Genomic DNA, 11,816 nt, shown 5'->3' with positions numbered 1-11,816 from the left:
GCTAACAGATAACATATAGGACTCCTATATTTTCGGTTAAGTTGACACCTATGAGCATTGCTAAACCCCTCCAAAAACGTGGTGCTAAAGAAGAATCTGAGGCGATCGCTAAATGAGTTAATATCATAGAAGCGAAAGTAACAGGCCAAAAAGCTATGGTTACGACATCTTATGAATATCAAAATCTGCCCACAGCAGAAGACTTACCCGACAGCGACGAAACCCCAGTGGATAATGAACTCCAAAATGATATTCCCAATCTATTGTTAAATTTATTGAAATGGATTTGGGGCGATCGCCAAGATTGGTTCTGGGGAGTAGATATGTGCGTTTACTATGAACCAAACACAGAAGAACCGGCAAAATCTAAATCAATTGTTCCTGATGGGTTTTTAGCTTTAGGAGTGGAGAGACTCAAAAATGAAGGGGGTAGATTAAGTTATTTATTATGGGAAGAAAAAGTATTACCAATTTTGGTATTGGAAGTAGTTTCTCACAAATATAATGGCGAATATGATAGCAAGTTGTTAGAGTACCAAGATTTAGGGATTTTATATTATGTGATTTACAATCCCTTGAGTGGAAGAAGAGGATTGTATAAAAAACATCAGTCTTTAGAAGTTTATAAATTGGTAGATAGCAAGTATGAATTAGTCCCATCGGTTGCTCTGTTACCAGGAAATGGTAAAGTGTTCTGGATGCCGGAGATAGAGCTAGGAATTGGTTGTGAGCAGGGCAATCAGGGCGGTTGGCAACGGGAGTGGGTTTATTGGTACGATCGCTCTGGGGTGAGGTATCTCACTGCTGAAGAACGGGCAGATCAGATGCGTGCTGCTAAAGAAGAAGCTGAAGCGATCGCTCTTCAAGAACGACAACAAAAGGAAAAACTGGCAGCGTACCTGAAAACCTTGGGTATTAATCCTGACGAAATCCCATAGATGTCTTGAAAAAAAGCGCTCTCTACTTGTTTATAAGATGCGATCTACTTGCAGCAGTGCTTACGCGATCGCTTTTTGTCACATCGTATAAATCTGCATTGAGGATCATGTTAAACTAGGAAAAATTAACTAAGGCGATGAAGTTGCTATGGTATTAACAAAACCAATCATTGCACCACCAACTACATCTGAAGACGATCAAATCACACTCCCTGACCACACACAACTGCCAGATTCAGATGGAGAATTTGTGAAAAATTTTCAGGAACTACCCCAAAGTATCATTCTCACAACTTCTATAGAAGCAATTTTACAAAAACTACATCCCGACGGACGTTATTGTATTGGACAAGATAGCGGTATTTATTGGCGAATTACAGAACCACTAGTAAAAGGAGCAGAAGCACCAGATTGGTTTTATGTTCCCCATGTTGCTCCTTTATTAGCAGGAGTATATCGCTGTTCTTATGTCATGTGGAAGGAAATTGTTGCCCCATTAATTGCCATTGAATTTGTCTCTGGTGATGGTTCAGAAGAAAGAGATACTACCTCATTACATGATATTGATGACCAAACTGGAGAACCAAAGAAAGCGGGTAAATTCTGGGTATATGAACAAGCAATTAGGATTCCCTTTTATGCTATTTATGAGGTAGAAAAATCATCGGTTGAGGTCTATCATTTGGTAGATGGCAAGTATGAGAAAATGCCAGCTAATGAACGAGGGCATTTTCCGATTCCACCAATGGGAGTGGAGTTGGGGATTCAACAAGATACGGAAATACCCTGGTTACGTTGGTGGACTGGAGATGGTGAGATGTTGTTAACTGGCAATGAACGAGCAGACCAACAACAACAAAGGGCAGACGAGCAACAGCAAAGGGCAGACGAGGAACGCCAACAAAAAGAAAAATTAGCGGCTTATCTGAAATCTATCGGTGTTAATCCTGATGAAATTCTGTAAAACTATTTAGGGACTTTACAGCAATTTCCAATCATATAAGGTACATCTTAGCCCCCTCATCGCTTGCGGGGAGGGGGTTGGGGGTGGGGTTCTTGTTCCGGGTTTGATGACAATTTGCTGTAAATTAAAGGCGTTGCTGAATTGGCGTATGATTTCTGGAGGTAGAGACGTTCCATGGAACGTCTCTACAAGAGTCTTGAACGTATGCAAAATTATTTTCATCCCTAAAATCAGCAACGCCGAAAAGTATTAGATGAAACCGATAATCTCCAAAAACCTAACCCCCTGCCCCGCTGCCCTACGTTAGCGCAGCGTGCCGAAGGCTGGGAAGGGGGGTTTCAAAGCCTCTCTCCGCTTCGGGGAGAGGTTTGGAGAGGGGTTTGTTTATACATTAAAAACTTTTCAAACATCCTCTTAGGGAATAACTGATGGATTATGGTGCGTCAGATAGAGGGAATCTGTTTTTTACCAAGTTATCGAGTCTGACGCACCCTACAAATTGAGAATTGACAATCTATGCTTTAGTGAGGATTCTTTGGACAATTTCGACACCAGAGAAGGCTTGCCATGCAAAAAGCCCTAAAATAGCAAAATTTAACAATATATGAGTTATCCGCGCCCAATTTGCGCCTTTTTGCATAAAAGGAGATAGAGATGCGGAAAAAGCTATTAAACCTGTCATCCCTAATCCGGCTAATAGATGGGGTCCGACAAATAACTTACCATTATTAATGTAGGTGACAGCCATGCCACCAATTGAACCTGCCACCATCAGAGCTAACATAATAGAACCAATTTGGTGATGTTTGATGGTATAACGCCCTTTAACTAGTTCTTTCTTTTCTTCTCCCTGAGCATTTCTGGTACGCTGTACTTGTAATCCTAAATATGCAGCATACAAGGAAAGTGCTAATAGTACCCACATAGTAACTGGGTGAGCAAAGTTCAACCAGAATCTGATTGTTGGAGTTAGTTCAAAAGCCATATTTTTTACTTCCGATTATTAAATCTTCATAAAACTTAGCATACATTTATTTTTCTTACGTAGAAATTTTTCAATCTTGCCAAAGTGTAATCTGGAGTTGGAATCAGTCACATCTACCGAAACAGGATCTAACCAATGATAGAAAATCAAGATAATTCGTTGTTAAAGGCTGTGAAAACTGGGGATATGCAGGGAGTATTTACGCTGCTGTCCGACGGTGCTAATGTGGATATTAGCGATATAAATGGAACTACAGCATTGATGTTTGCGGCGAATTTAGGTTATACAGAAATTGTGCGATCGCTCTTGGATGCCGGTGCTAACATTAACTTAACCAGAAAAACCTATAATTTAACAGCACTAATGCTGGCTGCTAGTGCTAATCAAATAGATGTTGTCAAGTTATTAGTCTCTAACGAGGCAAATGTCAATGCTACCAACGATGATGGTAGTACCGCATTAATGATAGCAGCACTGAAAGGTCATCTTGAGATTGTACAAATTTTATTAGCCGCCGGTGCTGACATAAGCATTACCGACAAAGATGATGATACCGCGTTCAAACTAGCCATAAAACACAAACATCCAACAGTAGTTAAAGCTTTATCACAAAACAACCATATTGTCAATAGTCAAGATCCAGAAGGTGATACAGGATTAATAATTGCCGCAGATTTAGGCTATTTAGAAATAGTCCAAGCATTGTTATCATCTGGTGCTGATGTTAACATCAAAAACGTTGATCATGGAACAGCATTATTAGCAGCCACAGCAACGGGAAACACTGCTATTATAACCGCTTTATTAGATGCAGGTGTGGAAATTAATCATCAAGATAAAGAAGGTGAAACCGCCTTACATCTTGCCGTTGTCGAAGAATATATAGATGTAGTCAAAATATTAATCCAACGGGGCGCAGATGTGCAAATTAGAAACCATTTGGGAGATACACCCTTATTAATAGCCGCATTCCAGGGATATAGCGACATAGTAACAGTTTTACTAGATGCAGGAGCAGATATGGAAAAGAAAAACTTTGGCGAAGTTGCGCTCACCTTAGCAGTATCCCAAGGACATTTCCCAACTGTCAAACTATTACTTGATTATGGAGCAGATATTAATAAATTAGCAGATGATGGTAAAACCGCTTTAGTCAAAGCCATAGCTGCCAACTATCCCGAAATATTCCAATTACTATTAGAAACAGGAGCAAATGTGAATCTGCAAAACCCCGCCGGTGCAACTGCTTTAATGTTGGCTGTAGCAGAAGGTTATAGTCAAGCAGTGGCAATGCTGATACAAGCTGGAGCAGATATCAACTTAAAAAATCAAGGGGGTTATACAGCCTTAATGATTGCCGAATTTAATAATTATCGTGGTATTTGTAATATGTTAAGACAAGCTGGAGCGCAGGAGTGATAGACATTGAATTATTTAAATATGAATTATTTTCACCCAAAGGTAAGAGTTTTGAAAATTAAATTCAGGGAAGTAAATTTATGCTTTCACCAGAATTCAACCAGCCAGATATGCGATTTTTAGAATACAAGCAAATAGAAGTGCAAGTTTCATCAATTCTGACTGCTGTTAACCCTGCTAATCCTGCTTGTTCTAATTTATCATAAATCCAAGCAGCGATCGCCTCACTAGTTGGTGATTCTAAACCCATAGATTCATTTAAATAATAGTGATCTAAATAATTCTCAAGCAAGGGTTGGAGATATTTTTTGATTTCTGAATAATCCATGACCATACCCTGTTTAGTACCTTCTGTCACTAATCTATCACCAGCTACATAAACAACTCCACGCCAACTATGTCCATGCAGCCGGGAACATTTACCATCATGGTAAGGCAATTTATGTGCTGCTTCAAAGCGGAATTCCTTAGCTAGTAGCCACTGCTGATTAGTCATTGTACTCCGATATACTTGTGTGTTTGTAAAGATAGTCTATAGTCAGGTTTTTGTTGTAATATCTGGAAAATCAGCGGTAGTGATTTCGAGGAACTGTTCCACTCAGGTTGTAAGTAGACAAGCAAATTAGGGTGAGTAGATAGATATTTTTCGTAAAAATCAAGTTCTCTACCAGTTTCTATGATTATCTTAACTTCATTAGCTCGACTCCAAAACTGACTTTGCACTGGATATTTAGCATTAAGATGTTCCTTGGGAGATAGAGTAATCCAGGCTGCGGGGGAAACTTCTTGCCAAAAAGAGCCTGATGTTTCAATGCTAACCAACTTATCTGCAACTAACAAAGCTTGTACTAATTCCGGTAAATGCTTATGAATAAATGGTTCTCCACCAGTTATTACCACTCTGGGAGATTTTATTTCCCCTAGAAGTTCAGCAATAGGACGTTCTATTCGAGGTAAATTTGCTCTTGGGTCAGCATAACCCGTATCACACCAAGGACAAGCAACTGGACAACCAGATAAGCGAATAAAGTCTACTAAGCAACCAGTCCAGTATCCTTCTCCCTGAACTGTACTTTGAAAAGTTTCATGAATTGGTAGCTTGATTTCTGAAAACGACATTTTTTAAATCCATAACCTCTTTGACTACCAGCTTGCCATAGAAAAAGTAAAAATCTGTAGGACTTACGCAAGAGTTGTAGGGTGCGTCAGATATCAATAATCTATTTATTTGCAGAATTTACGCAGTCTGACGCACCCTACCAATGTGCCAATTGCGTAAGTCATGCTCTTTTTATTGTATGGGGTTTTTATGTAAAATTTATACTTTACTTAAGTAAATATTGCTGGATTTAAGAATAATTAATCAGATAAGATTTTGATAAAAATCAACAATTTACAAATTATTAAAAAAGAGAAACATCAAGATAAAATTCTTACACGACAAGGGTAGAAAGAAGTAAATTCATCTTTCACCGTTACCTTGTTTCTGCCTTGATGTTTCCTACTGTGCTAGATTTGAACAATATACATTTTTTTATTTGAAGGGGAAGTATTAGAATTATCAATTTTTATGTAATAAAAACTACATGGATCATAAATCAATCTATCTTAGGTGTGGTTTTCTGAGCATTTGTGGCACTTTCGAGTAATCATAAGGGACTTCCAAATAAAAAAATACTCAACCACCTAACGCAAAAATCTCTCAAACCCTTATTCCTCTGTGTCCTCTGCGCCTCTGTGGTTCGTTAATCAGGATAATTTATTTCTTGGAAGTCCCTAAAGAAAAAATTAATTTTTTTTGAACAATAAGATCCCCCACTTCTCTAAGAAGTCGGGGATCTGAGTTTTGCAATGTTCAAAAATCAAATATGATGACTATATATTTTAACAAAACAAAAAAATGCAAATTATACAGAGTCTTCATACTGCTATTCTAGTGACTGATTTAGAACAGGCTGAATATTTTTATAGTCAGGTATTAGGACTAGAAAAAGTAGAACGCCCTCTAAAATACCCCGGTGTCTGGTATCAAATCGGTAATTATCAACTTCATCTCATAGTTGCGCCTGCTGTACCAACCGATAAGCAACAGGAAAAATGGGGACAAAATCCTCATATTGCTTTTGCTGTGATTGATTTACAGGTAGCGAAAGATGAGTTAATCGCTAAAAATTATCCTTTTCAGGCTAGTGCTTCTGGTCGCGCGGCGATTTTTATTAAAGATCCAGATAGAAATATTATTGAACTTAGTCAACAATGAGATTATTCTCCATGACAAAAGTTAAAATGGGTAGATTGTGAAAAGATAAATAGCAAATGTTTTGGGCTGATAAAATCGCTGCTGATGCAGTAGGCTACCAGGTAGTTAATGATTCTAAGACTCCATCAGGACGGGTACACGTTGGGTCTTTGCGGGGTGTGGTTATCCATGATGTGATTTACCGGGCATTGAAACACGCAGGTAAGCCCGTTAAGTTCTTGTATGGTGTGGATGACTATGACGCACTGGATACAGTTCCAAAATACTTAGATCAGGAAAAGTTTTCTCCTTATTTGGGCTTTCCTCTGTGTAATGTGCCTTCTCCTGGTGATGATGCTAGTGATTATGCTAAATATTTCATTGGTGAATTTTTTGAAGTTTTCGAGTATTTAGGAATTAAACCAGAAACTTATTTTCTCCGCGATTTATATCGTTCTGGAAAACTTAATTCCTATATTGACACTTTCTTAAAAAATGCCCATTTGGTGAGAGAAGCTTATAAGGAAGTAAGCAAAGCTGACCGTCCAAATAACTGGTATCCTTTTCAAGTTATTTGTGAAAATTGCGGTAAGATTGCCACAACTGTCACGACAGATTATAACGGTTCAGAAGTATTTTACACCTGCAAACCTGATGCAACTGACTATGTAAAAGGTTGTGGACATTCTGGTTGGGTTTCTCCTTTTAATGGTAATGGTAAATTACCTTGGAAAGTTGAATGGGTGGCTAAGTGGGATGTGTTGGGTGTAACTATCGAAATGGCTGGAAAGGATCACTCTCAAAAAGGTGGTTCTCGTGATGTTGCTAATGCTATTAGTCGCAAGGTTTTACAAAAGCAACCTCCTTTTCATTCTCCCTATGAATTCATTCTTGTGAATGGGACAAAGATGAGTTCTTCTAAGGGTGTAGGTTCGAGTGCTGAAGAAATTGCGGCTTTACTTCCACCAGAATTACTGCGGTTTTTAATGTTGCGGACTCAGCCAAGAACTGTCATTAATTTCGCGCCAAATTATGAAACTACTACTCGTTTATTTAGAGATTACGATACTTTAATCAACAAGTATTCTAAATCTCCCGAATTAACGGAGGAATTAATGCCGTTATTTTACGCACAGCTAGGGGATGAAGTTAAAACTTTCCAACCTTTTGATTTTAGTACCCTGATTTCTTTGTTGCAAGTTCCGCGTTTAAATATTCAGGATGAGGTTGTCCAACGTAGTTTACAGCCTTTAACTGAGTATGATCAGCAAATTATTAATCAAAGAATTGCTGCTGCACAATTGTGGTTACAAGATTATGCAGATGAGGAAGAAAAGTTAGTTCTGTATTTGGAACAAGTTCCTGATAAAGCTAATGATTTGAACTCTGAACAGGTTGCTTATTTGCAAAAGTTGATGGAGAATTTACAGAATATTCCTCATTGGGAAGCTGAGGAATTACAAACTATAATTTTCTCGACTACTAAGGAGTTAGGGATTCAACAACCAATTGCTTTTAAGGCTTTGTATCTATCTTTTTTAAATAAAGAAAAGGGTCCAAAGGCTGGTGGTTTGTTTTCTTATTTGGAGAAGTCTTTTGTGCTTTCGAGGTTGCAAGATATTGTGGCTTTGAATGCTGGTAAGGAAAAAGCAGAAGTTTAAATTATTCTTGTTCCCTGTCTCTGACAGGGAATACGGTTTATGAGGCTCTGCCTCTAGATTATCAGAAGTCAGAGACTTCTTGATAGCATTCCCAGCTAGAAGCTGGGAACGAGGAATAATATAACAACTATTAAATCCCTCGACGAAATTCTTTGATTGCTTCTAAGAGGATGTTTGAAAAGTGGTATTCCGTAATTTTCATCACATTGCTACCCCCCTTTCCCCTTGTAAAGGGGGGAAACAATAAAAATCCAGTTCCCTCCCCTTTACAAGGGGAGGGTTAGGGTGGGGTAAAAAATATTTGATACATCAACCATAACTTTTCAAACACCCTCTAAGGGGGAAGATAACAAAAGACAACGATTCAATAAAGATAAATCTAATTTTGGCAACAATTCACTATTATTAACTCAACTATACCAGGAACAATTTGCGAATAGCTACCACTGGGGAAAAATTCAATTTCCTCTATTTCAAAGTGTTTGGTTAGTAGTGCAGCCATTAAACTACTAATTGCTTCATGTGGTTTACTGATAGTCACGATTTCTAAAACTCCTTCACAATAAAATAAACGCACTCCTGGTACATTTTCAAATGCTTTTTGAATTGCTTGGAACTTTTCCCAACTTACTCCAGGACGGTAGAAATGTTGTTCTTCTTCTACTAAATTAAGGGAATTTTCTAAAGTTTGAGTCATGATATCTCTTACTCTCCTTAGTTATTAGGTTGATGTTCTTAACAAATTATGAAAAGAAGTACATTTTTAAGGTGCGTCAGATGTCAAAATCTATTTATGGCTGGCTAAGTTATCGAGTCTGACGCACCCTACGATATTTTGGTTTTGGTAATTTCAGCGTTTGGCTAGTTCGGGAGTTTTTCCCTTTAATCCAATCATTACAGCGATTTCCAATCATATAAGGTACATCTTAGCCCCCTCATCGCTTGCGGGGAGGGGGTTGGGGGTGGGGTTCTTGTTCCGGGTTTGATGACAATTTGCTGTAATTTCAAGGCGAATATTTATTTTTAAGGTGCGTCAGATATCAAAAATCTATTTAGGGCTGGCTGAGTTATCGAATCTGACGCACCCTACGATATATTGGTTTTGGTGATTTCAGCGTTTGGCTAGTTGTGGAGTTTTTCCTTTTAAGCCAATCATTAATTTCAGGGCGAATATTTTCACTATGGGAACTCTTTGCATAATCCACAAACCGAAACGGCGAATTATTACCACTGGTAAGAAGTTGTTAGAAAAAACTCGATCTAATAAGTCGGTGAAACCTAAAATTGCAAGGTTTTCTTTTTTTCTCCAGCTTTCATATTGCTTGAGTATGGAAATATTACCAATATCTTGACGATTTTGATGGGCGGTTTGGATGATTTCGGCTAATGCGGCTGCGTCCCGAATCCCTAAATTTAAACCTTGTCCACCGACGGGATGACAATTATGGGCGGCATCACCTATTAATGCTAATCTGGGGAGAACATAGCGATCGCTCTGCATTAACTGTACCTGAAAAATAAATCTCTCTCCCAATAATTCCAATTTCCCCATTTGCTGACCATAGCGTTTAGTTAGTTCCGCTAAAAATTCCTCATCATTCAACGCACACAAAGCTTTTGCTTCTTCATGGGGTGCAGTCCAAACAATGCGACAACGGTTTCCCGGTAAAGGTAAAATGGCAAAGGGACCACTAGACCAAAATTTTTCGTAAGCGGTGTTATTGTGAGATTTTTCTGGTTTCACAAAAGCCACAATACATGATTGCCAATATTTCCACCCTTTGGTTTTAATGCCCGCAGCTTGACGAATGGGAGATTTTGAACCATCAGCAGCGACTAACAATTTACTGCGAATTATCCGATTTTCGTCGCCAATTTTGATATTAATAGTAACTATATCTCTTTCATTTTGTGTACTTACCACTTCCGCTGGACACAAGATGGTTACATTTGCACAACTTTGAACAAATTCCTGTAAAGGTGCTAACAGCGCATAGTGTTCTGCTACATAACCTAATTCTGATGTCCCTAAATCATCGGTTTGGAAGTTCACCACATCAGGATAATCAGCATCGGAGAGACGCACTTGGTTATATTTAGCAATGTTGGGGAGAATTTTGTCCCATAAACCAATTCCTTGGAAAATTTGGGCAGACAGCAGATGTACAGCATAAGCCTGTCCTTTAGCCACTGCGGCTGATGCAACTCTAGCTTCAATGAGGAGAATCTTTAAACCAGAATCTTTTAAAGCTGCGGCTAGGGTTAAGCCGACAATGCCACCACCGACTATGACCAAATCATAATCATATCCCCAGTAGGTTTCTGTGGGGGTGTGGGGGGATGAAAGGGTAGGAGTAAGCGGGGAGATGGACATTGTGAAGATAAATTACATAGTTTTAATTATTATTGTGACGCGATCGCCACTGATGATCAACATAAATAAAGGAAACGATCACAGATTACACAGATTACACAAATTTTTGCGTTTTGTTGGTGTTACAGCAAATTGTCATCAAACCCGGAACAAGAACCCCACCCCCAACCCCCTCCCCGCAAGCGATGAGGGGGCTAAGATGTACCTTATATGATTGGAAATCGCTGTAAGTGTGAACAGTATTAGTTTACTACCTGATTGACTTTTTGAGTTGATCACTTTGTCCTGCCATAACAGACTTGATAGTGAGATTGATGTTATTTTGTTTTTGCACAAACTCTTTTATCCCCATCGCCATATAAACTATGACACTCAACTTATATTTACTGCGACATGGCGAAACTACTTTTAGTCAAAGTGGTAATTTCTGTGGTGAAACTGATGCAGATTTGACACCCGCAGGAATGGAAATGGCATCCAGTTTTGCTGATGTTTATCAAAAATTGGACTGGTCGGCGGTTTATGTTAGCCCAATGAAACGCGCAATTGCAACCGCCAAGCCATTTTGTGATGCTGTTGGTATGAAGATGCAGGTGCGGGAAGGACTTAGAGAAGGTAGTTATGGACAATGGGAAACTAAGAGTAAATCGTTTGCTCAAGAAAATTACTCAGAAAACTATGTAAAATGGTTGACAGAACCCGCTTGGAATGCACCCATTGGTGGAGAAACTGCGGTAGAGATTGCTAACCGTTCTATGCCTGTAATTGCGGAAATTCAAGAAAAATATCCCCAAGGTAATGTTTTAGTCGTTTCCCATAAAGCCACGATTCGGATTATGCTTTGCAGTTTACTGGGGATTGATTTGGGACGCTATCGTTATCGGGTGAATATTTTGGTCGCATCAGTAAGTATGGTGAAATTTGATGTAAATGGACCTTTGTTGGAAATATTAGGCGATCGCCATCATCTACCCGATCATATTCGCTTTCGTCCAGGAACATAATATAACAGGAGTCACCGAGTCAGGAGCAAAAACCTGTTGTAGACGGAGTTTCATGATTAATTCATATCCTAACCACTTGAATTCTTACTATAAATCAAAACTTTTTAACCTCAAGCCAAAATATTTCCATTAACTCTACTTTAGGTAGTAGCAATATTTCTTCAGGCTGAGTAATCTTAAACTTATTAATGCCTGAAAAACGTGTAAGTACCCTGGAGATCATTTCAGGGTC

The 11,816-nt window shown here is 38.7% G+C and carries 12 protein-coding genes; 6 read left to right on the top strand and 6 right to left on the bottom strand.

The features are described 5' to 3' along the window. Position 1: 1 nt before the first annotated feature. On the bottom strand, positions 2-127 hold the full coding sequence (locus FJR37_RS27515) for a hypothetical protein (RefSeq protein ID WP_256366901.1): 126 nt from the start codon (positions 125-127) through the stop codon (positions 2-4). 28 nt (positions 128-155) lie between these two features. On the opposite strand from FJR37_RS27515, the gene FJR37_RS23965 reads away from it, so the two are divergent. Together FJR37_RS23965 and FJR37_RS23960 are read left to right on the top strand one after the other, a co-directional pair. Beyond that, a complete protein-coding gene (locus FJR37_RS23965) occupies positions 156-938 on the top strand; it encodes a Uma2 family endonuclease (protein ID WP_039200590.1) in 783 nt (260 codons plus the stop codon). Positions 939-1,086: 148 nt separating this feature from the next. Continuing rightward, entirely contained in the window at positions 1,087-1,902 is an 816-nt protein-coding gene (locus tag FJR37_RS23960) for a Uma2 family endonuclease (protein ID WP_168467319.1), read from the top strand. A 514-nt stretch (positions 1,903-2,416) separates the two neighbouring features. Here the strand turns inward: FJR37_RS23960 and FJR37_RS23955 are convergent. Continuing rightward, a complete protein-coding gene (locus FJR37_RS23955) occupies positions 2,417-2,887 on the bottom strand; it encodes a DUF4079 domain-containing protein (RefSeq protein ID WP_039200592.1) in 471 nt (156 codons plus the stop codon). A gap of 135 nt (positions 2,888-3,022) precedes the next feature. Here FJR37_RS23955 and FJR37_RS23950 point away from each other — a divergent pair, with 135 nt between their 5' ends. Further along, positions 3,023-4,306: an ankyrin repeat domain-containing protein gene (locus tag FJR37_RS23950; RefSeq protein ID WP_039200593.1), complete on the top strand. Its 1,284-nt coding sequence runs from the start codon at positions 3,023-3,025 to the stop codon at positions 4,304-4,306. A gap of 64 nt (positions 4,307-4,370) precedes the next feature. On the opposite strand, the gene queD is transcribed toward FJR37_RS23950, so the two are convergent. Both queD and FJR37_RS23940 read right to left on the bottom strand, forming a co-directional pair. Further along, the gene (gene queD / locus FJR37_RS23945; RefSeq protein ID WP_039200594.1) at positions 4,371-4,802 is read right to left on the bottom strand and encodes a 6-carboxytetrahydropterin synthase QueD; all 432 of its coding nucleotides are present in this window, start codon (positions 4,800-4,802) and stop codon (positions 4,371-4,373) included. Then, a complete protein-coding gene (locus FJR37_RS23940; RefSeq protein WP_039200595.1) occupies positions 4,799-5,425 on the bottom strand; it encodes a 7-carboxy-7-deazaguanine synthase QueE in 627 nt (208 codons plus the stop codon). The genes queD and FJR37_RS23940 overlap by 4 nt, the downstream gene beginning before the upstream one ends. A gap of 781 nt (positions 5,426-6,206) precedes the next feature. On the opposite strand from FJR37_RS23940, the gene FJR37_RS23935 reads away from it, so the two are divergent. Both FJR37_RS23935 and lysS read left to right on the top strand, forming a co-directional pair. Next, the gene (locus FJR37_RS23935) at positions 6,207-6,566 is read left to right on the top strand and encodes a VOC family protein (protein WP_168467318.1); all 360 of its coding nucleotides are present in this window, start codon (positions 6,207-6,209) and stop codon (positions 6,564-6,566) included. A 56-nt stretch (positions 6,567-6,622) separates the two neighbouring features. Continuing rightward, positions 6,623-8,206, top strand: coding sequence for a lysine--tRNA ligase (lysS, locus tag FJR37_RS23930; protein ID WP_168467317.1), 1,584 nt, complete (start codon positions 6,623-6,625; stop codon positions 8,204-8,206). A 379-nt stretch (positions 8,207-8,585) separates the two neighbouring features. Here the strand turns inward: lysS and FJR37_RS23925 are convergent, their stop codons facing one another. Together FJR37_RS23925 and FJR37_RS23920 are read right to left on the bottom strand one after the other, a co-directional pair. Next, the gene (locus FJR37_RS23925) at positions 8,586-8,903 is read right to left on the bottom strand and encodes a hypothetical protein (RefSeq protein ID WP_217355377.1); all 318 of its coding nucleotides are present in this window, start codon (positions 8,901-8,903) and stop codon (positions 8,586-8,588) included. A 414-nt stretch (positions 8,904-9,317) separates the two neighbouring features. Further along, positions 9,318-10,580, bottom strand: coding sequence for an FAD-dependent hydroxylase (locus FJR37_RS23920; protein WP_168467316.1), 1,263 nt, complete (start codon positions 10,578-10,580; stop codon positions 9,318-9,320). A 365-nt stretch (positions 10,581-10,945) separates the two neighbouring features. On the opposite strand from FJR37_RS23920, the gene FJR37_RS23915 reads away from it, so the two are divergent. Continuing rightward, positions 10,946-11,584 (top strand): histidine phosphatase family protein, encoded by a 639-nt coding sequence (locus FJR37_RS23915; RefSeq protein ID WP_039200599.1) that lies wholly within the window; start codon positions 10,946-10,948, stop codon positions 11,582-11,584. Positions 11,585-11,816: the final 232 nt, after the last annotated feature.

The sequence above is a fragment of the Aphanizomenon sp. UHCC 0183 genome (assembly GCF_009712065.1).
Classification (GTDB): domain Bacteria; phylum Cyanobacteriota; class Cyanobacteriia; order Cyanobacteriales; family Nostocaceae; genus Dolichospermum; species Dolichospermum heterosporum.
The sequence above is the reverse complement of the archived record's forward strand: the minus strand, read 5'-3'. Positions and strand labels throughout refer to the sequence as shown.

Bases quoted from the DNA above. Each gene is read 5' to 3' on its own strand.
- lysS (WP_168467317.1), top strand. From the start codon at position 6,623: ATGTTTTGGGCTGATAAAATCGCTGCTGATGCAGTAGGCTACCAGGTA.
- FJR37_RS23960 (WP_168467319.1), top strand. From the start codon at position 1,087: ATGGTATTAACAAAACCAATCATTGCACCACCAACTACATCTGAAGAC.
- FJR37_RS23920 (WP_168467316.1), bottom strand. From the start codon at position 10,580: ATGTCCATCTCCCCGCTTACTCCTACCCTTTCATCCCCCCACACCCCC.
- FJR37_RS23940 (WP_039200595.1), bottom strand. From the start codon at position 5,425: ATGTCGTTTTCAGAAATCAAGCTACCAATTCATGAAACTTTTCAAAGT.
- queD (WP_039200594.1), bottom strand. From the start codon at position 4,802: ATGACTAATCAGCAGTGGCTACTAGCTAAGGAATTCCGCTTTGAAGCA.
- FJR37_RS23950 (WP_039200593.1), top strand. From the start codon at position 3,023: ATGATAGAAAATCAAGATAATTCGTTGTTAAAGGCTGTGAAAACTGGG.
- FJR37_RS23925 (WP_217355377.1), bottom strand. From the start codon at position 8,903: ATGACTCAAACTTTAGAAAATTCCCTTAATTTAGTAGAAGAAGAACAA.
- FJR37_RS23935 (WP_168467318.1), top strand. From the start codon at position 6,207: ATGCAAATTATACAGAGTCTTCATACTGCTATTCTAGTGACTGATTTA.
- FJR37_RS23915 (WP_039200599.1), top strand. From the start codon at position 10,946: ATGACACTCAACTTATATTTACTGCGACATGGCGAAACTACTTTTAGT.
- FJR37_RS23965 (WP_039200590.1), top strand. From the start codon at position 156: ATGGTTACGACATCTTATGAATATCAAAATCTGCCCACAGCAGAAGAC.
- FJR37_RS23955 (WP_039200592.1), bottom strand. From the start codon at position 2,887: ATGGCTTTTGAACTAACTCCAACAATCAGATTCTGGTTGAACTTTGCT.
- FJR37_RS27515 (WP_256366901.1), bottom strand. From the start codon at position 127: ATGATATTAACTCATTTAGCGATCGCCTCAGATTCTTCTTTAGCACCA.